The 23268-nt window shown below is 64.2% G+C and carries 25 protein-coding genes; 19 read left to right on the top strand and 6 right to left on the bottom strand.

The annotated features are described in order from the left end of the window. Positions 1–28 precede the first annotated feature (28 nt). Positions 29–370: a Zn-ribbon domain-containing OB-fold protein gene (locus I2456_RS08195; protein WP_068164277.1), complete on the bottom strand. Its 342-nt coding sequence runs from the start codon at positions 368–370 to the stop codon at positions 29–31. 55 nt (positions 371–425) lie between these two features. Between I2456_RS08195 and I2456_RS08200 the strand changes: the two genes are divergently transcribed. The 3 genes from I2456_RS08200 to I2456_RS08210 all read left to right on the top strand — a co-directional run bounded on the left by I2456_RS08200 (position 426) and on the right by I2456_RS08210 (position 4187). After that, positions 426–1619 (top strand): thiolase family protein, encoded by a 1194-nt coding sequence (locus I2456_RS08200; RefSeq protein ID WP_085073503.1) that lies wholly within the window; start codon positions 426–428, stop codon positions 1617–1619. A gap of 29 nt (positions 1620–1648) precedes the next feature. Continuing rightward, positions 1649–3100, top strand: a complete 1452-nt coding sequence (locus I2456_RS08205) for a FadR/GntR family transcriptional regulator (protein WP_241007897.1) — start codon at positions 1649–1651, stop codon at positions 3098–3100. Between the two features lie 118 nt (positions 3101–3218). Further along, on the top strand, positions 3219–4187 hold the full coding sequence (locus tag I2456_RS08210; protein WP_085073469.1) for a sensor histidine kinase: 969 nt from the start codon (positions 3219–3221) through the stop codon (positions 4185–4187). Between the two features lie 151 nt (positions 4188–4338). Here the strand turns inward: I2456_RS08210 and I2456_RS08215 are convergent, their stop codons facing one another. Further along, positions 4339–4485: a hypothetical protein gene (locus tag I2456_RS08215; RefSeq protein WP_163703814.1), complete on the bottom strand. Its 147-nt coding sequence runs from the start codon at positions 4483–4485 to the stop codon at positions 4339–4341. A gap of 404 nt (positions 4486–4889) precedes the next feature. Between I2456_RS08215 and I2456_RS08220 the strand changes: the two genes are divergently transcribed. After that, positions 4890–5426 carry a 2-isopropylmalate synthase gene (locus tag I2456_RS08220; RefSeq protein WP_169717188.1) on the top strand — a complete coding sequence of 179 codons (537 nt, stop codon included), beginning with the start codon at positions 4890–4892 and terminating at the stop codon, positions 5424–5426. Between the two features lie 10 nt (positions 5427–5436). On the opposite strand, the gene I2456_RS08225 is transcribed toward I2456_RS08220, so the two are convergent. Next, positions 5437–6939 (bottom strand): cytochrome P450, encoded by a 1503-nt coding sequence (locus I2456_RS08225; RefSeq protein ID WP_085073468.1) that lies wholly within the window; start codon positions 6937–6939, stop codon positions 5437–5439. 117 nt (positions 6940–7056) lie between these two features. On the opposite strand from I2456_RS08225, the gene I2456_RS08230 reads away from it, so the two are divergent. Continuing rightward, complete coding sequence (locus I2456_RS08230; protein WP_085073467.1) at positions 7057–7731, top strand: TetR/AcrR family transcriptional regulator; 675 nt, start codon at positions 7057–7059, stop codon at positions 7729–7731. Further along, positions 7728–8636 (top strand): SDR family oxidoreductase, encoded by a 909-nt coding sequence (locus I2456_RS08235; protein WP_085073500.1) that lies wholly within the window; start codon positions 7728–7730, stop codon positions 8634–8636. The genes I2456_RS08230 and I2456_RS08235 overlap by 4 nt, the downstream gene beginning before the upstream one ends. Here I2456_RS08235 and I2456_RS08240 read toward each other — a convergent pair. After that, the gene (locus I2456_RS08240) at positions 8598–9638 is read right to left on the bottom strand and encodes a DNA polymerase IV (RefSeq protein WP_085073501.1); all 1041 of its coding nucleotides are present in this window, start codon (positions 9636–9638) and stop codon (positions 8598–8600) included. The genes I2456_RS08235 and I2456_RS08240 overlap by 39 nt on opposite strands. Positions 9639–9649: 11 nt before the next feature. Further along, complete coding sequence (locus I2456_RS08245) at positions 9650–10246, bottom strand: TetR/AcrR family transcriptional regulator (protein WP_068024580.1); 597 nt, start codon at positions 10244–10246, stop codon at positions 9650–9652. Positions 10247–10335: 89 nt separating this feature from the next. Here I2456_RS08245 and I2456_RS08250 point away from each other — a divergent pair, with 89 nt between their 5' ends. From I2456_RS08250 to nrdE, 4 genes are all read left to right on the top strand, one after another. Then, complete coding sequence (locus tag I2456_RS08250; protein ID WP_068024582.1) at positions 10336–10902, top strand: NAD(P)H-dependent oxidoreductase; 567 nt, start codon at positions 10336–10338, stop codon at positions 10900–10902. Positions 10903–11393: 491 nt separating this feature from the next. Further along, positions 11394–11633 carry a redoxin NrdH gene (locus I2456_RS08255; RefSeq protein ID WP_068024585.1) on the top strand — a complete coding sequence of 80 codons (240 nt, stop codon included), beginning with the start codon at positions 11394–11396 and terminating at the stop codon, positions 11631–11633. An 89-nt stretch (positions 11634–11722) separates the two neighbouring features. Beyond that, on the top strand, positions 11723–12166 hold the full coding sequence (gene nrdI / locus I2456_RS08260; protein WP_068024588.1) for a class Ib ribonucleoside-diphosphate reductase assembly flavoprotein NrdI: 444 nt from the start codon (positions 11723–11725) through the stop codon (positions 12164–12166). Next, positions 12136–14301, top strand: coding sequence for a class 1b ribonucleoside-diphosphate reductase subunit alpha (nrdE, locus tag I2456_RS08265; protein ID WP_085073466.1), 2166 nt, complete (start codon positions 12136–12138; stop codon positions 14299–14301). Before nrdI ends, nrdE begins: the two co-directional genes overlap by 31 nt. A 2-nt stretch (positions 14302–14303) precedes the next feature. On the opposite strand, the gene I2456_RS08270 is transcribed toward nrdE, so the two are convergent. Continuing rightward, complete coding sequence (locus I2456_RS08270) at positions 14304–14879, bottom strand: TetR/AcrR family transcriptional regulator (RefSeq protein ID WP_085073465.1); 576 nt, start codon at positions 14877–14879, stop codon at positions 14304–14306. A gap of 102 nt (positions 14880–14981) precedes the next feature. On the opposite strand from I2456_RS08270, the gene I2456_RS08275 reads away from it, so the two are divergent. The 9 genes from I2456_RS08275 (at position 14982) to I2456_RS08315 (ending at position 23203) form a co-directional block, all read left to right on the top strand. Beyond that, on the top strand, positions 14982–15458 hold the full coding sequence (locus I2456_RS08275) for a DUF1772 domain-containing protein (protein ID WP_085073464.1): 477 nt from the start codon (positions 14982–14984) through the stop codon (positions 15456–15458). A 37-nt stretch (positions 15459–15495) separates the two neighbouring features. Next, positions 15496–15813, top strand: coding sequence for an NIPSNAP family protein (locus I2456_RS08280; RefSeq protein WP_068024600.1), 318 nt, complete (start codon positions 15496–15498; stop codon positions 15811–15813). Between the two features lie 21 nt (positions 15814–15834). Further along, positions 15835–16215: a DUF4267 domain-containing protein gene (locus I2456_RS08285; RefSeq protein ID WP_068024603.1), complete on the top strand. Its 381-nt coding sequence runs from the start codon at positions 15835–15837 to the stop codon at positions 16213–16215. A 490-nt stretch (positions 16216–16705) separates the two neighbouring features. After that, on the top strand, positions 16706–17149 hold the full coding sequence (locus tag I2456_RS08290) for an MmpS family transport accessory protein (RefSeq protein WP_085073499.1): 444 nt from the start codon (positions 16706–16708) through the stop codon (positions 17147–17149). Beyond that, positions 17146–20007, top strand: a complete 2862-nt coding sequence (locus tag I2456_RS08295; RefSeq protein ID WP_085073463.1) for an MMPL/RND family transporter — start codon at positions 17146–17148, stop codon at positions 20005–20007. The genes I2456_RS08290 and I2456_RS08295 overlap by 4 nt, the downstream gene beginning before the upstream one ends. Before the next feature lie 123 nt (positions 20008–20130). Continuing rightward, entirely contained in the window at positions 20131–21057 is a 927-nt protein-coding gene (locus tag I2456_RS08300) for an NADP-dependent oxidoreductase (RefSeq protein WP_085073462.1), read from the top strand. A gap of 1 nt (position 21058) precedes the next feature. After that, a complete protein-coding gene (locus I2456_RS08305; protein WP_085073461.1) occupies positions 21059–21415 on the top strand; it encodes an LLM class flavin-dependent oxidoreductase in 357 nt (118 codons plus the stop codon). Continuing rightward, positions 21412–22386, top strand: coding sequence for an AraC family transcriptional regulator (locus I2456_RS08310; protein WP_085073460.1), 975 nt, complete (start codon positions 21412–21414; stop codon positions 22384–22386). Before I2456_RS08305 ends, I2456_RS08310 begins: the two co-directional genes overlap by 4 nt. Positions 22387–22462: 76 nt before the next feature. Then, positions 22463–23203 carry a TetR/AcrR family transcriptional regulator gene (locus I2456_RS08315; protein WP_068025639.1) on the top strand — a complete coding sequence of 247 codons (741 nt, stop codon included), beginning with the start codon at positions 22463–22465 and terminating at the stop codon, positions 23201–23203. Positions 23204–23268 lie beyond the last annotated feature (65 nt).

The following is a 23268-nucleotide window of genomic DNA, read 5'->3' on the forward strand; positions in this document are numbered from 1 at the left end:
TTACGTGCGATTCTGCGTCTGCTCGCGTTCAAGCCGGGGCGAACAACGGCGCGCCGCCGGCGCCCTTTTCCGGTCGGATGCCGACGGGCATTCCACACGTCACCGAATCCGGTTCACAGTCCACGATATTGGCCGCGACGCGGAGCCCACTCTGCTCGTCGAGTTCGATGAGGGCGATCACATACGGCGTCGGCACCTCAGGGTTGTACGGGTGGTAGTTGACCGTATAGGTGAACACCGTGCCCTGCCCGGAGACCGGTCGTGCGACCAGCGACTCGCCACAGTCACGGCAGGTGCCGGTCGCGGGATGGATCCACTTGGCGCAGTTGTCGCAGTGTTCGATCAGCAGCGGGGACGTCTCGGCCGACACCAGCAATACAGTACACTCTATTGATTCCAGTCAGCGATGCGTGCGGGCGGTGCAGATGAGCTATTTCGAAAAAGACGCGATCCTGTCCGGCATCGGTATCTCACGAATCGGCCGTCGCACCGGCATCCCGGGGCGGGACTTGACCATGGAGGCCGTACGCGCCGCCATCACCGACGCCGGCCTGGCGGCCACCGATATCGACGGCATCGCCACCCTCGGCGATACTCCCGCCGCCGAGGTAAACGCCGAACTTCAGATCGAGGCCGCCGACTGCGGCAGCGGGTTCGGTACCGGCGGCCTGCTCAGCCCGGTCATGTCGGCGTGCCGGGCGGTGGCAGAGCGACGCGCCCGGCACGTGGTGGTCTACCGGACGATTCAGATGCTGGGCGGCACGGTGCCCGTCAAACAGGACGAGGACGCGCCGCCCCCGCCGCTGGCGCGCATGTTCGAGACCCCCGAGGGTGAAGAACCTCCGGCCGTCGGAGCGATGGACGACATCAACGATCTTGTTGCCGCACAGGCGTATTCGGCCGCGAACTGGCTGGCGCTGAACTGTCGTCGCCATATGGAGTTGTACGGCACCACCAAGGAGCAGTTGGGCTGGATTGCGCTCAACGGGCGGCGCAACGCGGCGTTGAATCCCCTTGCGGTGTACCGGGAGCCGATGACGATGGACGACTATCTGGCAGCGCGGTTGGTGTCCACTCCGTTCGGGTTGTTCGACTGCGACGTCCCCATCGACGGCTCCATCGCGGTGGTCGTCTCGAGTGCGGACTACGGCGCCGACTGCCCGCACCGCCCGGTGCGGGTGGAGGCGATCGGGGGCTCCGACGGCGCGGGCGGGTGGTTCCATCGTGCCGACTACCCGAAGATGGCGATGTCGGATGCCGCGGCGCAGATGTGGTCCCGCACGGACTTGACGCCGACCGATCTCGACGTCGCGCAACTGTACGACGGCTTCACGTTCCTGACGCTGGCATGGCTGGAAGCGCTGGGCATCTGCGGCGACGGCGAGGCGGGTCCGTTCGTCGACGGCGGTCAACGGATCGCGCGCGACGGCGCCTTGCCGCTGAACACCTACGGGGGCCAACTGTCGGCGGGACGCATGCACGGCTACTGGGCGCTGCACGAGGGCTGCCTGCAGTTGCGGGGTGAGGCAGGGGAGCGGCAGGTTTCGCAGCGCCCGAAGGTCGGGGTGGTTTCGGTGGGCGGCGGTCCCGTCGCGGGATGCATGCTGCTCAGCTGCTGAGCCGGCCACCTAGCCGCATAGAGCTGCACTTGACTACCGATCAAGCCGACAAGCGGGCCGCCAAGATCGCCCGTCGCATCGAGGCCAACATCGTCCGGCGGGGCTGGGTCGTTGGGGAGTCACTGGGCTCGGAGAGCGCTCTGCAGGAACGGTATTGCGTGAGCCGTTCGGTGCTGCGCGAAGCTGTGCGTCTGGTCGAGCACCACCAGGTCGCCAGGATGCGTCGGGGGCCCAACGGCGGACTGATCGTCTGCGAGCCCGACGCCGGCCCGGCCGCCCGAGCCATCGTCATTTATCTCGAGTACTTGGGCATCAACCTCGATGACCTGCTCAACGCCCGGCTGGTGCTCGAGCCCTTGGCGGCTTCGCTTGCCGCCGAGCACATCGACGAAGCGGGTATCGACCGGCTCCGTGCTGTGCTGCGCGCCGAAGCGCAGTGGCAGCCCGGAATGCCGGCACTTCGCGACGAATTCCACGTTGCACTCGCAGAGCAGTCCAAGAACCCGGTGTTGCAACTCTTCATCGAAATCGTCATGAGGCTCACCCGGCGTTCCGTCCGGCAGTCCAGGACCGCGTCGCCTGACGAAGCCATCGAAGCCGTCGACCAGATGCACCACGACCATTCGGAGGTCGTCGCCGCGGTTACCGCCGGGGATGCGGCCCGCGCCAAGACGCTCACCGAGCGACACGTCGAAGCCGTAACGGCCTGGCTGCAGAAATACCACCGGCGCCACAGTGCCCACGGTCCGGCGCGCGCGCGTCGGCGGGCACCTCGGCTGGACGCGGAAGCGCCGCGCGGCAAGCTGGCCGAAGTGCTGGCAGCCACCATCGGCGACGACATCGCCGCCAGCGGGTGGCAGATCGGGGCCGTTTTCGGGACCGAGTCGGCGCTGCTGGAGCGCTACCGGGTGAGCCGTGCGGTGCTACGCGAGGCGGTGCGGCTACTCGAATATCACTCGGTCGCGCGAATGCGGCGAGGGCCCGGCGGCGGCTTGGTTGTCACCCGCCCGCAGGCGCAGGCCAGCATCGACACGATCGCCCTGTACTTGCAGTACCGCCACCCGACCCGCGAAGACCTGCGCTGTGTGCGCGATGCGATCGAGATCGACAACGTCGCCAGAGTCGTCAAACGCCGATCAGAACCGGACGTGGCCGCGTTCCTGGACACCCGCCGTGCCACCGACCACGTTGGCGCCGCCGGTGCCGATGTGCGCCTGGCCGCCGTCGAAGAGTTTCGGTTCCACGTCGGCCTGGCGCAGTTGGCCGGCAACGCGCTGCTCGACCTCTTCCTGCGGATCATTGTCGAGTTGTTTCGCCGGCAGTGGTCCAGCAGCGGCCAACCGGTCCCCGATTGGAGCGACGTCGTCGCCGTCGAGCACGCCCATCGGAAGATCCTGGACGCGATCGGCGATGGCGACGACAGTCTGGCCCGCTACCGCATCCGCCGCCACCTGGACGCGGCGGCCTCCTGGTGGTTCTAGTGTGACGCGGCTCAACCTCGAGCCGTGCATAGCGCACGCCGATCTGGGGTACGTGACTGGGCAAGAAACGGCCGGTTCATCAAGGAGCCGGTGAGTTACTCAAGCGGAGCCCCTGAGTATGACGACCACGGAGACCAAGCGGCGAGGCTTTGTGCATTCCGCACTTTTCTACCACTCCGAGCAGGAGTACCTCGACTTCGTCGTGCGGTTCGTGGCAGACGGGTTCGCCGTCGACGAGCCCGTCATGGTCGCCATCCCTGGGGACAAGCTGACCTGGCTGCGGGCGGCGCTGCTGGACGCGCGCGCCGGGTCCGACGCCGAATTGAACCTGGTCGACATCACCGAAGCCGCCCGCAACCCGGGCAGGTTCCTGGCCCTCAAGCGCGACTTCGTCGACAAGTACCCCGGGCAACGGGTGCGCATTGTCAGTCAACTGGTGTGGCCCGGTCGCACCCGCGATGAGTGTGTGGCTTGTATCGAGCACGAAGCCCTGGTCAATGGGGCACTGCGGCACGAAGACGTCATGGGCTTGTGCCTGTATGACGCGCAGCGGTTGGACGAAGAGGTCCTGAACGGCGCTCGCAGTACCCATCCGCTGCTCTGGAAGTCCGGGTCGGCCTACCGCAGCTCGGACTATGCGCCCGAGGACGCGCTGGCCCGCTGCAATCAACCGCTCCCGCAGAATCCAGGGGCCGTCACCTACATGGTCAGGAGTGGCGCGGATCTGCGCCCCGCCCGCTCCTTCGCCGTGGACTACGCCGGGTGGGTCGGGCTGTCCGACGACGGCATCGAAGATCTGCAGCTGATTGCTACGGAACTGGCCACTAACAGCTTGCAGTACACCGGCGGAGCCTGTCAGTTGGCGTTTTGGCAGGACGACGGACACGTCGTGTGCGAGGCGCGCGACGGCGGGCGGTTCGACAACCCGCTCATCGGACACCATCCGCCGGAGCCGCACGCCGCGGCCAGTCGGGGTCTTTTTCTCGTCAACGCGATGGCAGATCTGGTGCGCATGCATACGACGCCAAGTGGCACGACGATCCAGGCATACCTGCCGCTGCATCCCTTGCCGGGCGCGACCGGGTAACGGAATCGCTGCCGCTGCAAACCGGACCTGACCTGACGCCGGTAATTACTTACCCGCCGGGGACTGCCGCGCTGCTGTGCAATGCTGCTGCCGCGCAACGGTCCCCGGCGGACCCCCGACGTCTGGTGTCGCCGCTATAGGTCTTTTCCGGCTACCGATCTTGATTGTTGCCGGGGTCGTCGGGTATCGGGTTCGGAGCAGGCATCTGTTGCGCGCAGCCCGCAGAGAGCACAGCCGCGGTTGTGGCCGCTGCCGCCACCACAATCCGCACCGCCCTGCTGGCTTTCTTCGCGCTCATCAAGTGAGCCTTTCCTCTCCTGAGCCACACCCGTAGTCAATGACCCCCGTCAACCGACTCTATCGCGATCTTGAGTCATGGGAGGCGTTTTGAGGTTCCTCAGCTCCGCCGTCCTCTCCGAACCGCTTCACGACGCTAAGGGCCGCATGCGAAAAGTATTGTCAGCGTAGGGGTTCGGTGCGGTAAGCGTCCGCAGGTCGGACTCTTACTATGCGGACCCGGGAAACGATCGAAAATCGATTTGCCCTCGATGGGACCGGCCATTTATTGTCGTTGCCATGCGTTTTCCCGCGTGTGCCGTAGTAGCCAGCACCCGCAGCGGGGTCTGATCCAGACCGACCCCCCGCTGTGGGTCGAAAGCTACTACCGTCGGTCGCTCCTGCGAGCCAAAGAAGACCGACAGCATGACAACTTTCTCTCCCGCTTTCATCGGGAATGCTTCCGCCGCCGAGACTCTCGCGGGCAGCTCGTCGCCAAGCAGCGCTAATGCGTGGTTCGAGCACCGTTTCTCCACGCGGTTGCCGCGCGGACTCCGCGAACAGGCCGAGGCCATGTCGTGGGAGCGCTTTGTGACCACGTTCACACCCAACACCGGGCCGCTGCGCTTAGGGCAGTGGGCGTGTATCGATCCCGAGCGGCCCGCCGGCCGATTGGGCCCGCAGGCTCGCACGTATCGGGCGATGATCGCCGTCGGCGATTCCATCAGCACCTCGACCGCCGCGGCGAGCGGACCGGTCGGCGCGCTGACGGCGATGTTGCACGACCGCGGAATCCTGCTGGAGACGTTGCGCTTCCACCAGATTCAACGCTTCGCTGACACCGCCACTTTCATCTACGGCACCAACGGTGCCCGCGCCGAGTGGGCCGCAGGCTGGTCAGCGGACCCCACTCAGTCCGCGCTGCGTGCCTTGATCGCATGCGCCAACCGGCTGATGATGTAAGCCGCCCAAATCAGAGCGGACGCAACACAATCGGCATGCCATCCATCGGGACGGGTATCGTGCGGTAGTCCCACTTCGCCTGATAGCCAGGCCGGGGCAGCTCTAGCCGATAGCGGCGCAACAGGCGGTGCATGATCGTCTTGATTTCCAACTGCCCGAACGTCATTCCGATGCACTTGTGCGCGCCCCCACCGAACGGAGTCCACGCGTACCGGTGCCGCTTGTGCTCGCAGCGCGGCTCGGTGAACCGTTCCGGATCGAAGGTCAACGGGTCGGTCCAGATTTCTGGCAGCCGATGATTCACCCCGGGGAATGCGGTGACGTTGGTGCCCTCCGGAATGTAGTGGCCGAGCAATTCGGTGTCGCGCACCGTCCGGCGCATGGCCCACTGCACTGGAGAGACCAGACGAATCGCCTCGTTCATGACCAGGTCCAGCGACTCCAGTTTCTCCAGCGATTCGATGTCCAGCGGTCCATCGCCCAAGCGGTCGGACTCGTCGCGACAGCGCTGCTGCCAGTCCGGGTGAGCGGCCAGTTCGTAGGCCATGTTCGTCGCGGTGGTGGTGGACGTGTCGTGGGCGGCCATCATCAGGAAGATCATGTGGTTGACGATGTCCTCGTCGGAGAACCGGTTGCCGTCCTCGTCCTCGGTCTGGCACAACACCGAAAGCAGGTCGTCGCCGTCTTTGCGGCGCTGTTCCTGGACCCGCTCGGCGAAGTAGTCCTCCAGCAGTCGGCGGGCCCGCAGTCCGCGCCACCAGGTGAACGGCGGCACGCCGGTGCGGATGACCGCGTTGCCGGCGCGCACCGTCATGGTGAATGCCTTGTTCACCTTGGTCACCAACTCGCGGTCGGTGCCGGGTTCGTGACCCATGAACACCATGGACGCGATGTCGAGGGTCAGCTCCTTCATCGCCGGGTACAGCAGGAAGCGCGCATCGTTGACCACCCAGTCCTGGCTGATCACCTGCGACACGACCTGGTCCATCTGCTCGACGTAGCTCGCGAGCCGAGAACGGACAAACGCCTCTTGCATGATCCGCCGGTGAAACAGGTGCTCTTCGAAGTCCAACAGCATCAGACCGCGATGGAAGAACGCGCCGATGACCGGCGTCCAGCCCTGCTGCGAGTAGTCCTTGTTGCGGTTGGAGTAGATCGCTTGAGCGGCGTCGGGCCCGAGCGCTGCGACGAAGGGCAGCACCGGCGAATCGCCGAAAACCAGGGGGCCTTTGGTCTGGTACAGAAACATCAGATAGTCGGGCCCGCCGCGCAACATTTCGATCATGTGACCGAGGATCGGCAGTCCGCGGTCACCGACGACGGGCTTGAGCCCACTACCCGGCGGCGGATCGGCGAGTTTGGTCTCCGGGAACTGGGTGTTCAGCAGCTTGCGTTCGGCAAGGCCCATCCCGGGAAGGTTGTTGACCGACGGAGTCAGGCGCCGCCTGGCCTGGTCAAGGAGGTATGCCGGGGTGCTGATTGTCGCGGTACTTGTCGCCCTACTTGTCGTCACTGACGCTCCCTTTCGGCTGTGGCAGCCGTCACGTTTTCACTATCCTTCAAAACAAAGTTGACGCCTGTCAAGTTTTCTTTCCGGCGGCGTGGTGTAAAGGTCATGGGGTGATGGACAGTGAATAGCCACGCCGAGCGGCAGGACCAGGGCGAGCCGGCGCTGCGGCGCCGCGGTGACAAGCACCGCCAGGCGATCCTGAACGCGGTGCGCGAGCTATTGGAGGAGCGCCCCTTCTCCGAGCTGTCGGTCAGCACGATCAGTCTTCGGGCGGGGGTGGCCCGTTCCGGCTTCTACTTCTACTTCGATTCCAAGTACTCGGTACTGGCCCAGATCTTGGCCGAAGTCACCGAGGAACTCGAAGAACTGACGCAGTACTTTGCGCCCCGGCAGCCCGGTGAGTCGCCCGAGCAGTTCGCCAAACGCATGGTCGGCAGCGCGGCCGCGGTTTACGCACACAACGACCCGGTCATGACCGCCTGTAATGCCGCCCGCCACACCGACATCGAGATTCGGGGGATCCTGGAAAAGCAGTTCGAGGTGGTGCTGCGCCAGATCGTCGACGTGGTCGACACCGAGGTGAAGGCTGGGACCGCGCACCCCATCAGCCCCGACCTCCCCACGCTTATTCGCACTCTGGCCGGCACCACCGCGCTGACGTTGACCGGTGACCCGCTGCTTGTCGGCCGCGACAATCCGCCTCGAGACATCGAGCGACGAGTGCGCGTGCTCGAACAGATCTGGCTCAACGCGCTGTGGGGTGGCTCGGTACCGCCGGTATCGTCACGGCCATGACGCAGACGGCCGCCGGGCGGTATTACGCGGGTAAGCGGTGCTTTGTCACCGGTGCGGCCAGCGGCATCGGCCGCGCCACCGCGTTGCGACTCGCCGCGCAAGGTGCCGAGCTTTTTCTGACCGACCGCAACGACGACGGACTGGAGCAGACCGTCGCCGACGCCCGGGCGCTGGGCGCCCAGGTGCCCGAGCATCGAGTGCTCGATGTCTCCGACTACGACGAGGTGGCGGCCTTCGCGGACCACATCCATGCCCGGCATCCCAGCATGGATGTGGTGCTCAACATTGCCGGCGTATCGGCATGGGGGACGGTTGACCGGCTCACACACGAGCAATGGAACAAGATGGTGTCGATCAACCTGATGGGCCCCATCCACGTCATCGAAAGTTTTGTTCCCGCGATGGTGGCGGCCGGTCGGGGCGGTCATCTGGTCAACGTGTCCTCGGCTGCCGGCCTGGTTGCGCTGCCATGGCACGCCGCTTACAGCGCCAGTAAGTACGGTTTGCGGGGGCTTTCCGAGGTGCTGCGTTTCGACTTGGCCCGCCACCGGATCGGGGTGTCGGTGGTGGTGCCGGGGGCGGTGAAGACTCCGCTGGTCAACACCGTCGAGATCGCCGGCGTCAACCGTGAGGACCCGAAGGTGGCCCGCTGGGTCGACCGATTCAGCGGCCACGCCGTGTCGCCGGAGAAGGCGGCCGAGAAGATCCTCGCCGGGGTGGCAAAGAACCGGTATCTGATCTACACCTCACCGGACATCCGGGCTCTGTATGCGTTCAAACGCCTGGCGTGGTGGCCCTACAGTGTGGCGATGCGCCAGGTGAACGTGATCTTCACGCGTGCGCTGCGGCCCAGCCCGGTGACGCGCTCACCCCAGGTCGGCGAGCTCCAGTCGCACCCCGAGTAACCGGATGGGCCGGTCGAGTTCGAACAGGTCCAGAATCTGTAGCGCCGCGGCGGTGATGACGTCGCGGTCCACGGTCGGTTCAGCCAGCTTGCGGATCTTGGTGCGGGTGTAGAACGTCGCGGTCCGCACTGTCACCGCGACTCGGGTGACGGTCCCGCCTTCTGCTACCACGTCGTCCAGCGCCTGATGCGCCAATCGCGTTATGGCTGAATCCATTTCGGCTCGCTCGGTGAGGTCACGCGGGAAGGTGACGACATGGCTGCGGGAGCGCGGAACCCACGGCTCGGCGCTGACCTCGTCATCGCCGCCTCCTTTGGCCAGCAAGAGCAGCCACAATCCGGTGCGCGGGCCGAACTTCGACGTCAGCAACTCGGCGTCGGCGTGCGCGAGCTCGCGAACTGTCGTAATGCCGACTGCGGCAAGCTTTTTCGCAGTCTTGGGCCCCACGCTCCACAATGCGTCGACCGGGCGGGCGCCCATCACGTCCATCCAGTTCTCGTCGGTGAGCGCGAAAATGCCTGCGGGCTTGGCGAATCCGGTGGCAACCTTGGCCCGTTGCTTGTTGTCGCTGATCCCGATCGAGCAGGACAGCCCGGTCGCCGAGAGCACGACGGTTCGGATGTGGTCGGCGACCTCGACGGGGTCGACGGGATCATCGGTGGTCAATCCGACATACGCCTCGTCCCAGCCCCATACTTCGACCGGGTAACCCACGTCGCGCAACAGCCCCATCACTTGATCGGAGGCCGCGTCGTAGGCGGCCGGATCCGACGGCAGGAAAGTAGCGTCCGGGCAACGGCGCGCGGCGGCCCGCAACGGCATGCCGGCGCGCACTCCGAACTCCCGAGCCTCATAGGAAGCGCAGGTGACCACCTTGCGGGCTTCGGTCGGATCGCCGCTGCCGCCGACGATCACCGGCAGCCCGGCCAGTTCGGGGTGCCGTCGCAGCTCGACGGAGGCGAGGAACTGGTCGAGGTCGACATGCAGGACCCAGCGCGGCATCTTCGACGCATTCACCGCCCACACAGCTTGCGCGCCACGCTTTCCCACGCGTCACCCAATGTCTGCAGGGTATGGCCGTGGTTGTGCAGGCGGTGTTCGATGTAGTCGGCGTCGAGCAGGGCCAACAGGGCATCGGTCTGGGCGTCCAGGTCGCCGGTGGTCTGCGCCGACTGGAGCAGCATCCGCACATGCATGCGGTGCACCGCGACCGGCGCACTATTGCGGGTCAGCGGGTGGGCTTCAGAAAGCAATTCATGATGCGCGTGAACAAAGCGGATTCGCTCACGACCGAAGGCCAACAGCCGATCCAACGGGGGTGCATCCGGACCCAGCGGCGGCGGGCCGAAAAGAAAGGCCTGCTGACTGGCGCGCTCGTCTTCGTCGAGCAGCACCATCATCAGGCCGGCCCGGCTGCCGAACCGGCGAAACACCGTCCCTTTGCCGACCCCGGCGGCCGCGGCAACGTCGTCCATGGTGACCGCGTCGGCGCCGCGTTCGGCCACCAGTCGGCGCGCCGCGTCGAGCAGCAAGGCCCGGTTGCGCGCCGCGTCACCCCTTTCCTGCGGAGCCGACACGGGCAACTCACTCAGCCGGTCAGCACTGCTCACTTCTGCACTTTAGCGCGGCTGGAATAATCCGGACTATAGTCCGGTTAGGTCGAGCGAGGGTTTAGACCAACAACCGAAGGGATTCAGACGTGCCAACCACCGACATCAAAGTCCTGGCCTTGGTAGGCAGCCTCCGGGCTGCGTCGATCAATCGGCAGATCGCCGAGCTCGCGGCGGCCGTCGCCCCGGAGGGCGTCACCGTCACCATCTTCGAAGGGTTGGGGGACGTGCCCTTCTACAACGAAGACATCGACGACGCGATGAACGAGCAACTCGACCAACCGCCGGCCGCGGTTGGCGCGCTGCGGGACGCGGTGGCTGCTGCCGACGCGGTGCTGGTGGTCACGCCCGAGAACAACGGCACCATTCCGGCGGTGCTGAAGAACGCGATCGACTGGCTGTCCCGCCCGTACGGCAACAGCGCGGTCAAGGGAAAGCCGTTGGCCGTCATCGGTGGCTCGCTGGGCCAATACGGCGGGGTGTGGGCTCACGATGAAACCCGCAAGTCATTCGGCATCGCCAGCGCACGCGTCGTCGACGCCATCAAGCTCGCTGTGCCGTTCCAGACACTGGGTGGCAGCGCTCCGGCCGACCATGCCGAACTCACCGCCAACGTCCGCGACGTGGTGGGCAAGCTCGCCGCCGAGGTCGGCTGAACCGCCCGCTTGCCGCCGAGCGGGGATTCGGCACCAAGCATCTAGTCAAAGCCGCCAGCGACACGCTGGCGGCTTTGCTGGTTGCGGGGCCGGCGGCTGCGGCGACCGATGTTGTCGGTGCCCGGTGATATACCGATCATCATGCGCGCTATCGGTATGGATTGTGACGTGCGACACGCCGGTGCGACACGACGCGCGGGCTTACGACCAGGGAATTTCAGATTTGTTATTCCGAACATGTTGTATCCCTTCTCGTTGTCACCCCCTAGGTGTAGTGTTTCGAGGACCGACAGATCCCAGGTTCGACGAGTTCCGGCTGGTCCACCGAACTCGACGGACTTCTCCGAATCGGTGTCACCGGGTTCATCGACCCGGCCGCCGCAAGACGGGAATCTGGGGGCTCGTCGGGTCGCTGAATATGGCGCACATGTACCACCAAAGTCGTTGCCAGTCCGTATCACCACCTACCTCCGCAAAGGAGCGGTACGCCCATGAGCATCACCGTCTACAGCAAGCCCGCTTGCGTCCAGTGCGTCGCCACCTACAAGGCGCTGGACAAGCAGGGCATCCCTTACGAGAAGGTCGACATCAGCCTGGATACCGAGGCGCGCGACTACGTCATGGCGCTGGGTTATCTGCAGGCGCCGGTCGTGGTCGCCGGAGACGACCACTGGTCGGGTTTCCGCCCAGATCGCATCAAGGCGCTCGCCGGCTCGGCGCTGAGCGCCTAGCGCAGGTAGAAGCAGAAGAGGAGGTTGCGGTGCAGTCGCGCAACCCAGGTTGGACTAGTGGCGACCCGCAACGCCCGGTTGCGCCGCGCTTGCGATCACCACTGGTCTATTTCTCATCCGTGTCGGAGAACACCCACCGCTTCGTGCAGAAGCTGGGTGTCCCGGCCACGCGGATACCGCTGCATGGCCGCATCGAGGTCGACGAGCCGTACGTGCTGGTGCTCCCCACCTACGGTGGCGGCCGGGCCACACCCGACATCAACGACGGTGGCTATGTTCCCAAACAGGTCATCGCGTTCTTGAACAACGAACACAATCGTTCGCTGATCCGCGGCGTCATCGCCGCGGGCAACAACAACTTCGGTGCCGAATTCGCCTACGCGGGCAACGTGGTGTCCCGCAAATGTGGCGTTCCCTACCTCTACCGCTTCGAACTCATGGGCACCCCGGACGACGTGGAAGCCGTCCAAGCGGGTCTGGCTCAATTCTGGAAGGAACAGACGTGCCACCAACCGTCACTGCAGAGCCTGTAACCACCGGCGCGCACGCGTTGCCAGCGGAGACCGACTATCACGCGCTCAACGCGATGCTGAATCTGTATGACGCCGACGGCAAGATTCAGTTCGACAAGGACGTGCTGGCCGCCCGCCAGTACTTCCTCGAGCACGTCAACCAGAACACCGTCTTCTTCCACAACCAGGACGAGAAGCTCGACTACCTGATCCGCGAGAACTACTACGAGCGTGAGGTTCTCGACCAGTACTCCCGCAACTTCGTCAAGACGCTGCTCGATCGCGCATACGCCAAGAAGTTCCGGTTCCCGACGTTCCTGGGCGCGTTCAAGTACTACACCTCCTACACGCTCAAGACTTTCGACGGGAAGCGCTACCTGGAGCGCTTCGAGGACCGGGTAGTCATGGTGGCGCTGACGCTGGCCGCCGGCGACACGTCGTTGGCCGAGAAGCTGGTCGACGAGATCATCGACGGCCGTTTCCAGCCGGCCACCCCGACGTTTCTGAATTCAGGCAAGAAGCAGCGCGGCGAGCCGGTTTCCTGCTTTCTGCTGCGCATCGAAGACAACATGGAGTCGATTGGCCGATCGATCAACTCCGCGCTGCAGCTGTCCAAGCGCGGCGGGGGAGTGGCGTTGCTGCTCAGCAACATTCGGGAGCACGGCGCGCCGATCAAGAACATCGAAAACCAGTCCTCTGGTGTCATTCCGATCATGAAGCTGCTCGAGGACTCGTTCTCCTACGCCAACCAGCTGGGTGCCCGGCAGGGCGCCGGTGCGGTGTACCTGCACGCTCACCACCTCGACATCTACCGCTTCCTGGACACCAAGCGGGAGAACGCCGACGAGAAGATCCGGATCAAGACGCTGAGCCTGGGCGTGGTAATTCCCGACATCACCTTCGAGCTGGCCAAGCGCAATGACGACATGTACCTGTTCTCGCCCTATGACGTCGAGCGGGTCTATGGCGTGGGATTCGCCGACATCTCCGTGACGGAGAAGTACTACGAAATGGTCGACGACCCGCGCATCCGCAAGACCAAGATCAAGGCGCGAGAGTTCTTCCAGACGCTCGCCGAATTGCAGTTCGAATCCGGCTACCCCTACATCATGTTCGAGGACACGGTGAACCGGGCGAACCCGATCGAGGGCAAGATCACTCACTCCAACTTGTGCTCGGAGATCCTGCAGGTCTCCACACCCTCGTTGTTCAACGAGGATTTGTCGTACGCCCGTGTCGGCAAAGACATCTCGTGCAACCTCGGGTCCCTCAACATCGCCAAGACAATGGATTCGCCGGACTTCGCCCAGACCATCGAGGTGGCCATCCGCGGGCTGACCGCGGTGAGCGACCAGACGCACATCAGTTCCGTGCCGTCAATTGAGCAGGGCAACAACGAGTCCCACGCCATCGGCCTGGGGCAGATGAACCTGCACGGGTATCTGGCCCGCGAGGGTGTTTTCTACGGTTCCGAAGAAGGCGTCGACTTCACCAACATCTACTTCTATACCGTGCTCTACCACGCGTTGCGGGCGTCCAACCGCATCGCGATTGAAAGAGGTACGCGCTTCGTTGGTTTCGAGCGGTCGAAGTACGCCTCGGGAGAGTTCTTCGACAAGTACACCGAACAGGTGTGGGAGCCGCAGACCGAGAAGGTGCGTCAGCTTTTCGCCGACGCCGGGATTCGCATCCCGACCCAGGACGACTGGAAACGGCTCAAGGAGTCGGTGCAAGCGCACGGCATCTACAACCAGAATCTGCAAGCGGTGCCGCCCACCGGATCCATCTCCTACATCAATCATTCGACGAGCTCGATCCACCCGATCGTGTCGAAGGTCGAGATTCGCAAAGAAGGCAAGATCGGTCGGGTCTACTACCCGGCGCCCTACATGACCAACGACAACCTGGAGTACTACCAGGACGCCTACGAGATCGGCTACGAGAAGATCATCGACACCTACGCCGCGGCCACTCAGCATGTGGATCAGGGGCTGTCGCTGACGCTGTTCTTCAAGGACACCGCCACCACGCGGGATGTGAACAAGGCGCAGATCTACGCCTGGCGCAAGGGCATCAAGACGCTCTACTACATCCGGCTACGCCAGATGGCTTTGGAAGGCACCGAAGTCGAGGGCTGCGTTTCCTGCATGCTGTGAGTTCACCGGCCGGTGAACTGTCTGACGAGCAGTTGCAGCCGTTCGGAATCATGACCGGGGCGTAGTCGCCCGTTGCGGCCGAGGGTGACCAGTCCGTGCAGTGCCGCCCATAACACCTCGGTGCGGGTGTCCGCGTCTCGCTCCTCGGCGACGAGGCCGACGGCTTGGTGCACTTCGGCGAACGCCGCTGTCAGCTGAGGCGGAGTGTCTTCGGCGGCGAAGCGCAAAGTCGTCGCACGGGTGAACATCGCGTCGTAGACGGCGGGGTTGTCGCGGGCGAAGTCCAGATACGCGCGCGCCACCCGGGTCAAAGCGTCGCCGGCGGACCCGGTGCTGCGGCGCGCTGCTCGAATCACCTCGGCGAGCTCGCCGAACCCGTCGATGGCGATGGCATCGGCGATCTGTTCCATGCCGGCGAAGTGCTTGTACAAGACGGGCTGGCTGTATTCGATCTCTGTGGACAGCCGACGGGTGGTGACAGCGTCCCACCCTTCCGCCTCCGCCAGCTTGCGAGCCGTCGTGATGATCAGCTGCCGGCGCGCGGACCGCTCTCGCTCCCGTCGATGCTCAATGGCCATGCCTGACGTTATCACGGCTAGAAAATATAGCGCTGCTATTGACGCCTCCCCGCGCTAGGGGTTAGCGTTGCTAGCGATTCCCGAACCGACAGGAGTTTGGACATGGGACTAGACGTCATCACTCGTATCGCCGCGCTCATCGCGCTGCTGGGCACCGCTGTGGCTTACGGCACCGACGTGTTCTGCGCGATCGTGCTGCAACCGGCCTTGGCGTCGGTAGACGACCGGGCTCTGGTCTCGGTCATGGGCAGTGTGCACCGTTATGGAGACCGGCGGATGCCGGTGCCCGGGGTGCTGGGGATTGTCGCCACCGGGGCATGCGCGGTCCTGGCTATGGTCTCCGCGCATTGGGTGCAGACCATCGCGGCGGGCACCGCGCTACTGCTGCTGTTGGTGTGGATCGTGCTCTACGCACGAGTGAGCAAGCCCATCAATCGGCAATTGACGGCCGCTGCCGACGCGAACCGCCCGCTACCAAATGGGCGTGCGTTGCAGGCGAACTGGGACCGGATCATCGGTGCCCGCGCCACGTTGCAAGGCCTGGCAGTGGTTGCCCTAGGCGCCGTGTTGGTGGCCTGACGAGCCCCGTCCGCCAGCCGACTCGAGAAGCACGTCGATGTTTCAGCTCAGGATCTACACCCTGCGATCTCCAGAAGCTCTGCGGCAGTACGCGGAAACGCACTGGGCCCGCCACCTGACCACCTTCCCGGCTTTCGGGATCACCACCCACGGTGTATGGACCGAACCAGGCGGTGGTGCGAATCGACTTGTTGCGCTGATCCGCTACCCACCGGGCGTCGATTCCGAACAACTCACCCGACAAGTGATGGCCAGCCCCGAATTCGCCGCAGACATGGCCGGTTTCGACGTCGACGAGATCGTCGACGTCCAGGCGGTAGCGCTTGATCCGACATCATTCTCACCCATCGACTGACCCAACCGAGGAGTCCACGACATGACCACCACCGCGGTCGCTTACACGCTCACCGGACTGATCGCCGCTGGCATCATCTTCATCGGCGCGCGCTTCATCGTCGCGCCACGCGTGGCCGCCACCGGTTACGGCGTCGCGCAAGATCTCACTGGCCCCACCGCGCGCGCCTATTTGAGTGTCAAGGGCGTGCGCGACATCGCATCGGGACTATTCGTCTTCATCCTGATGGCAGCGGGCGCGACCCAGCTGCTGGGCTGGGTGATACTCGCCGCCACCATCATTCCGCTCGCCGACGCGACCATCGTCCTCGCCAACCGCGGCTCCAAATCAATTGCCCTGGGAGTGCACGGAGTAACCGCTGCGGTCATGCTCGTGACCGCGGCGCTCCTCCTCACGTCCTGAGTTGCATTACCCGCCCCGGCTGTGCGCGATTTGACTCATCCTCAAGTAAAGGCTTTGTCGCGACCTATTACAGCGACTGCCGGTGAGGCGATCCCGTAAACGGTGTCCAGTGTGTCGTCGATGTGAAGCGTCGTATGACGGCCAAGGCGTGATACTCGAATCCTCAAGCATGCCGGCCAGTTCCCAGCCGCGTATTTCGGCTACTGGCCGCGTTTTCCGGGTAGACCGCCGGTGCCCATGCACCTACCTTTGGCATCGCTAGGCGCCCGGAACGGTATTTCGTCGCGGCGCCGATGACGACTGCCCACCATCGAGGAGGACCTAGTTTCGTGAATTTCATCGAGCGCGAACGACCACTCAGCGCGGGAAAAAACGCTTAGCTCACCGAATTCACGCCCTTGACCGATCGGCGATGCAGCCGCTTACGAACGATTAGCGCAGAACCGTTCCGGCAGTGGGGCTCTGAGGTTATTACGAGGGTGCAATGACCATGGGTGTTTCCCCACGTCGCCGACTAGTCAGCCGGTTGTGGCTACCCACACTTGTGTGTGTCGTGCTGGCCGGGGCGGCACTGACCATCGATACCGCGCACGGCGTTTTCGGTTCCCAGGACCGGACGCGGAGCCCAGGAAGCAAGTTCTCGATCGTTCAGTTCAACCCCAAACGGATCGAATACGACGTCTTCGGGGACTTCGCCGGCTGGGGGAGGGTCAGCTACTGGGATGTCAACTCCCAACCCATCGCGGTCGACCTGACGGCGTTGCCCTGGACGCACATTGAATCGACCGTATTGACCACGGCCACTGCCGATATCACCGCGCAGGTGGCGGGTGGAAGCATTGGCTGCCGCATCACCGTTGACGGGCAGGTTCGGTCCGAACACTCGGCTACGGGTGAGCACGCAGGCGTGTGGTGCCAGGTGCTGTCCGCATGAGGCACAGCAAGGACAACGACGTGCGCAAACCGTTCGTTGCGCGGACCATTCGGAAATACTCGGTGCTGGTGGTGCTCGCGTGGCTGGCGCTGCTGGTTGTGGTCAACGTCGTCGTTCCGCAACTCGAACCGGTGACCAAAGCGAACCGAAGCTCTTTGGTCCCTCTCGACGCGCCGTCGGCAAAAGCGCTCATCCACATCGGAGAGGTCTTCAAGGAATCCGACAGCAACAGCATGGTGATGGTCGTCTTGGAGGGCGCCCACAAACTGGACGAAAGAGACCACGCGTTCTACAACGCGTTGGTGGCAAAGTTGCGACACGACAAGCACGTTCAGTATGTCATGAACCTGTGGGGTGAAGGTTCCACCGCGGCCGGGGTGCAAAGCAACGATGGGCAAGCTTCCTACACGTTGGTGCGGGTAGCCGGCTACCAAGGTTCCACGCTGTCGGACGAGTCGATTCAGGCAGTCCGAGATCTGGTGTCGCACATCGCAACCCCGCCGGGCCTGCGGGTGTACGTCTCGGGTTCGGCGCCGCTGTCGGCGGACATGCTCGAGGTTGGCAACAAGAGCCTTTACACGATCATGTTCGTGACTATCATCCTCATCACCGGGATGCTGCTGATCGTGTACCGCTCGATCACCACCGCCCTGCTTACCCTGTTGATGGTCATGGTCGAACTCAACTGCGGTCGAGGCATCGTCTCCTTTCTTGCCTTCCACAAATTCACCCACATCGCCGACATCGCTTCGAACCTGCTGGTGTCGCTCATTCTCGGTGCGGGTACCGATTACGCGATCTTCTTGATCGGCCGCTACCACGAAGCCCGCCATGCGGGCGAAGACCGGGAAACCGCTTACTATTCCGCGGTTAACGGCGTATCGCACGTCATACTCGGCTCCGGCCTCGCGGTGGCCGGCGCAACCTTGTGCCTCGAGTTCACCAGACTCAACTACTTCAATACCTGCGGCATCCCCTGCGCTGTCGCCATGCTCACCACGGTCGCTGCTGCCTTGACCTTCGGTCCGGCCCTGTTGGCCCTAGGCAGCCGCTTCGGAATGTTCGAACCCAAACGCCGAGCCGGCGCCGGGGTTTGGCGCAAAATCGGGACACTTGTGGTGCGTTGGCCCGGACGCCTGCTGTTGGCAAGTTGTGTGGTGGTGCTCGTCGGATCGATAATGCTGCCCACCTACCGGCCCAATTACGACGACCGAATCTACGTCCCCGATGACACCCCGTCCAAGCAAGGCTATGCCGCAAGTGATCGCCACTTTCCCGTCAGCAAGCTGAACAGCGAAATGCTGATGGTGGAATCCGACCACGACCTCCGCAACAGCACGGACATGATTGCGCTCGACCGGGTGGCGCGCACTGTGTTTCACACCCCGGGTGTGGGGATGATTCAGAGCGTCACCAGGCCCTTGGGCACCCCACTCGAGCATTCGTCGTTCACTTACACCATCGGTACCATGGGAACGAAGATCAAGGAATTGCTGCCGTTCCTCACCGATCTGAACAATCGACTCACCAACATTGCCACCGTCACCGACCGCATGACCGAGCTGTTGCGCCACCAGCAGGATTTGACGTCACAGCAGGCCGGAGCGGCTCACATCGCCGTGGACGCCGCCCGGGGCATGAGAGACGTCACCGATTCGATGCGGGACAACCTCGCCGACTTCGACGACTTCTGGCGCCCGGTGCGCAGCTATTTCTATTGGGAGAAGCACTGTTTCGACATCCCGATCTGCTGGTCGTTGCGTTCACTGTTCGACATGACCGATAAGGTCGACCAGCTGGCAGAGCAGATGGACAAGAATCTCAAAGCCGCGCTGATTCAGGATGCGGTGACGCCACAACTCGTCCAATTCATCGGCCAAAGCGCCGACCAGCTGGTCCAGCTGCACCAGATCGTCCTCGCCGAGCGCAGCACGATCGAACCTCAATTGGCTCAGCTGGATGAGTTGAGCCGGCAAATGATGGATCTGGGCTACGCCTTCGACAGTTCGAAGAACGACGAGTTCTTCTATCTGCCGCCAGACGCGTTCGGTAATCCTACTTTTCAGCTCGACCTGAGATTTTTCGTGTCTCCTGACGGCAAGTCTGCCCGATACCTGATCTACCACGACGGTGAAGCCCTCACACCCGACGGCATCAACCATGACCAGTCCCTGTTGCCTTCGGCCAAGGAGGCTTTGAAGGGCACCACTCTGGCCGGAGCGCGCGTCTATCTCGGCGGTGCGGCGGCGACGTACTGGGACATCCAGGAAGCGACGAAAACCGACCTGATCATCGCTGCGACAGCGGCATTCGCGTTGATCTTCCTGGTGATGCTGGTCATCACCCGCAGCATGATCGCGGCGTTCGTCATCATCGCTACCGTGGCGTTCTCTTATTCCGGCGCGTTCGGTCTGTCGGTCCTGATCTGGCAGCACCTACTTGGGATCCCACTGAGCTGGCTCGGCCTTCCCTTGAGCTTCATCGTGTTGGTGGCGGTTGGTTCGGACTACAACCTGCTGTTGGTGGCGCGCTACCTGGAAGAGAGCAAAGCCGGTCTGAACACCGGTCTGATCCGGGCGGTCGCTAACTCCGGCAAGGTGGTCACGACTGCGGGTCTGGTGTTCGCGGTCACGATGATGGCCATGGTTTCCGGTGACTTGGTCTCCGTCGGCCAGATGGGCTCCATCATCGGATGCGGGCTGCTGCTCGACACGCTGATCGTGCGGTCGTTCATCACCCCAGCGCTGGCCCGCCTGCTCGGGCCGTTCTTCTGGTGGCCCCGGCTGATCCCGGCCAGGCCGGCGCGTGCGACCACCCGACGACCGGTTGCGCCCGTCGAGTACGCGGATCTGCGTTGACGGCCCGAGCTGAGGTGTCGCATTTCGTGAACAGGACGGCTGAATAGCCATGGTGGAATGCACGGCGCCCGGGCAGGCTTGAATGGTATCCACCAAATGAGAGCTCGATCGGGGGTGCCCACTGTGCAAGCGATTGCCGCACGTGACCGCGTTGAGGGTTTCCGTGGACTTTCGCTGGTCGAAATGCCCTACCCGCATGCCGCAGAAAACGATGTCATCGTGCGAGTCCATGCCGCCAGCTTCACTCCAGGTGAGCTCGACTGGCCCGCGACGTGGACGGACCGCGCCGGGCGCGATCGGGCCCCCACCATCCCAGGGCATGAAGTCTCCGGAGTGATTGCCGAACTGGGCTACGGCACAACCGGATTCACTGTAGGACAGCGGGTGTTCGGGATCACCGACTGGGCCCGCAACGGCACCCTCGCGGAATACGTTGCGGTGGAGGCACGCAACCTCGCGCCGTTAGCTGACGAGATCGACCACACGGTCGCAGCCGCGGCGGCGCTTCCCGGACTGACCGCATGGCAGGGACTGTTCGATCACGCCCATCTTCTGGCCCGGCAGACCGTTCTGATTCATGGTGCCGCCGGCGCCGTTGGCTCCATAGCGGTGCAACTGGCTCGCGATGCCGGAGCGCGCGTGATCGGCAGCGGCCGTGCCGAGCACCGAGACACTGTGCTGGGTTTGGGCGCTGAAGCGTTCCTGGACCTGCACGCGGATCGGCTGGAGGATGTCGGTGCGGTCGATGTGGTATTCGACGTGATCGGTGGTGAAATCCTCGAGCGGTCTGCGCAATTGCTGCGGCCCGGCGGTGTGCTGGTCACCATCGCTGAACCACCGCTGGTTCAACCGAAGCGCGGACGTGCGATCTTCTTCGTCGTCGAACCCGACCGGTTGCAACTGGCCGCTCTGGAACGCAGGCTTCGCGACGGCCGGTTGCGCCCGATTGTCGGAGCGGTCTGTCCACTGGCCGAAGCGCCCTCGGCGTTCGACCCCTCGTTTCGCCGCCCCGGCAAGACCGTCGTCGTGATCCCCGAACCGGTTGTCTGACATGAGACTTGGACTGCGGCTGCCCCAGCGATTGGGAGTCGATCTGCGACATGACGTGGTCGAGGCGGCCAGAACGGCCGAATCCGCGGGATATGCAGGCCTGTGGACGTATGAACGACTGCTCTTCCCGGAAGCGCCCGTCGAACCCGATGCCGGATCGGACGTGCCGTGGCCCGAACATTCGCGTCAGGCCGCCGATCCCTTGGCGGTGCTGACCGCAGCGGCGGTGGTGACGGAGAAGGTAGGTCTTGGTACGTCGGTCTTGGTCGCTCAGGTCGTGGACGACGTCCGAACGGCCGCTGAAGCTGGCGCCGACGAGACGGCGGTGGAGCTGCGCGAACGGACCACCGGACCATGATCCACGGTCTGCGTATCCGGACCGACACCTCGGATCCGGACGAGGCACGAGCCCGAATCTCGGCGGTCTACTGTCCGCACCGCCTCACCGTCCGGGGCAATTCGGCGGCATTTCGTGCGCGGCACGCCGAGGGAGGCTCCAGCGGGCTAGGCGTCTACTCCCTGTCGTACGGGTCCGGTGTCACGTTGCTGGAGTCGTCGACGTTCGACGACTTTGTCTTGGTGTCGTTGCAGATCGGCGGGCGGTTGGGGGTTCGTGCCGCAAGTGGGGAACGGCGCTTGGTGCCCGGCGAGCACGTGGTGCTGGATGCGCACACGGCGTATCAGCTGCGCTGGGAGGAGAACTGCAACCTTTTCCATGTGCGCATTCCTCGCGCCGCGTTCGAGGCCTCGGTTGGCGAGTTGACCGGCGTGGGTGAGGCGGACTTGGTCCGATTTCCGTTGAGGCGGCATCCGTCGAAGCAGGGGACGGTGGCCGTCGCGAAGGTGATGCGTTTCCTGCTCGCAAATGCCGGGCCTAACGGGCTCCTGTCGTCCGGGGCGTTACTGCGTGCCCAACTGCGTCGGATGTTGGTGGCCAGCCTCATCGAGGCCTACTGCGGGGGATGCGATGCGGCCGCTGCGGGTTCCAGCGGCGACGTCAGGCCGCCGGCCGTTCGTCGTGCGATCGCCTACATCGAGGAATCCGTCGCTGAGGACGTCCAGATCAGTGACGTCGCGGCGGCAGCGCGGTTGAGCACCCGGGCCCTGCAGGAAGCCTTCCGCAGGCACTTGGACACAACGCCCATGGCGTACCTGAAGTCGGTTCGTCTCGCTCGCGCGCACGCCGACCTGCGCCGGTCATCCGTCGAGGAGGGCACGACGGTCGCCGCCATCGCATACCGGTGGGGCTTCGGCAATCTCGGCCGGTTCGCCGCCGACTACCGGCGGGAGTTCGGCCGCTCGCCAAGCGAGGTGTTGCGGGCGTCGTAGGGCTGGTGTGGACCGGTGCGGACGGCGCTGAAACAACTACCCAGGTCGGCCGCAGCGGCGCGGTAAGGTGCTTGACGTGGTGAGAATTCCCCGACCGCACCCCGGCGCCAACGCCGGCGTGAAAGTCGACGCGCGCAGCGAACGTTGGCGTGAACACCGCAAGAAAGTGCGGGGGGAGATCGTCGAAGCCGCGTTTCGCGCCATCGACCGGCTCGGGCCCGAACTCAGCGTGCGGGAAATCGCCGAAGAGGCCGGCACCGCCAAACCCAAGATCTACCGCCACTTTGCCGACAAGTCCGATCTGTTCGTAGCGATCGGGGAACGACTGCGCGACATGCTGTGGGCCGCGATCTTCCCGTCGATCAACCTGGCCACCGACTCCGCGCGGGAAGTCATCCGCCGCAGCGTGGAGGAGTACGTCGTCCTGGTCGACCAACATCCCAACGTGCTGCGCGTCTTTATCCAGAGCCGCTCGGCCAAGCAGTCGGAGGCCACGGTCCGCACCCTCAACGAAGGCCGCGAGATCACGCTGACCTTCGCCGAGCTGTTCAACAACGAATTGCGCGAGATGGACCTCAATCGCGCGGCACTCGAATTGGCCGCGCACAGCGCCTTCGGTGCGGCCGCATCGGCCACCGAATGGTGGCTGGGACCGGAACCGGACAGCCCGCGGCGCATGTCCAGGGAGCAATTCGTCGCACACCTTTCCACCATCATGCTGGGAGTAATCGTCGGGACCGCGGAGACGCTGGGCATCACCATGGATGCGGACCGCCCAATTCATGACGCGGTCACCGTCAACCACGCCGCGAGCTAAGTGAGGGCTCCGTTGACATCGCGGAGACGATCAATAAGACTCGGTAAATCCGATACCCGCAGTAC

It is taken from the genome of Mycobacterium kubicae (assembly GCF_015689175.1).
GTDB lineage: Bacteria > Actinomycetota > Actinomycetes > Mycobacteriales > Mycobacteriaceae > Mycobacterium > Mycobacterium kubicae.

What these genes read in the sequence shown, in the direction of transcription:
- I2456_RS08305 (WP_085073461.1), top strand. Translation starts at nt 21,059, where the DNA reads ATGAGACTTGGACTGCGGCTGCCCCAGCGATTGGGAGTCGATCTGCGA.
- I2456_RS08255 (WP_068024585.1), top strand. Translation starts at nt 11,394, where the DNA reads ATGAGCATCACCGTCTACAGCAAGCCCGCTTGCGTCCAGTGCGTCGCC.
- I2456_RS08270 (WP_085073465.1), bottom strand. Translation starts at nt 14,879, where the DNA reads ATGGCCATTGAGCATCGACGGGAGCGAGAGCGGTCCGCGCGCCGGCAG.
- I2456_RS08295 (WP_085073463.1), top strand. Translation starts at nt 17,146, where the DNA reads ATGAGGCACAGCAAGGACAACGACGTGCGCAAACCGTTCGTTGCGCGG.
- I2456_RS08280 (WP_068024600.1), top strand. Translation starts at nt 15,496, where the DNA reads ATGTTTCAGCTCAGGATCTACACCCTGCGATCTCCAGAAGCTCTGCGG.
- I2456_RS08215 (WP_163703814.1), bottom strand. Translation starts at nt 4,485, where the DNA reads ATGAGCGCGAAGAAAGCCAGCAGGGCGGTGCGGATTGTGGTGGCGGCA.
- I2456_RS08200 (WP_085073503.1), top strand. Translation starts at nt 426, where the DNA reads ATGAGCTATTTCGAAAAAGACGCGATCCTGTCCGGCATCGGTATCTCA.
- I2456_RS08220 (WP_169717188.1), top strand. Translation starts at nt 4,890, where the DNA reads ATGACAACTTTCTCTCCCGCTTTCATCGGGAATGCTTCCGCCGCCGAG.
- I2456_RS08240 (WP_085073501.1), bottom strand. Translation starts at nt 9,638, where the DNA reads ATGCCGCGCTGGGTCCTGCATGTCGACCTCGACCAGTTCCTCGCCTCC.
- I2456_RS08235 (WP_085073500.1), top strand. Translation starts at nt 7,728, where the DNA reads ATGACGCAGACGGCCGCCGGGCGGTATTACGCGGGTAAGCGGTGCTTT.
- I2456_RS08275 (WP_085073464.1), top strand. Translation starts at nt 14,982, where the DNA reads ATGGGACTAGACGTCATCACTCGTATCGCCGCGCTCATCGCGCTGCTG.
- I2456_RS08210 (WP_085073469.1), top strand. Translation starts at nt 3,219, where the DNA reads ATGACGACCACGGAGACCAAGCGGCGAGGCTTTGTGCATTCCGCACTT.
- I2456_RS08310 (WP_085073460.1), top strand. Translation starts at nt 21,412, where the DNA reads ATGATCCACGGTCTGCGTATCCGGACCGACACCTCGGATCCGGACGAG.
- I2456_RS08285 (WP_068024603.1), top strand. Translation starts at nt 15,835, where the DNA reads ATGACCACCACCGCGGTCGCTTACACGCTCACCGGACTGATCGCCGCT.
- I2456_RS08290 (WP_085073499.1), top strand. Translation starts at nt 16,706, where the DNA reads ATGGGTGTTTCCCCACGTCGCCGACTAGTCAGCCGGTTGTGGCTACCC.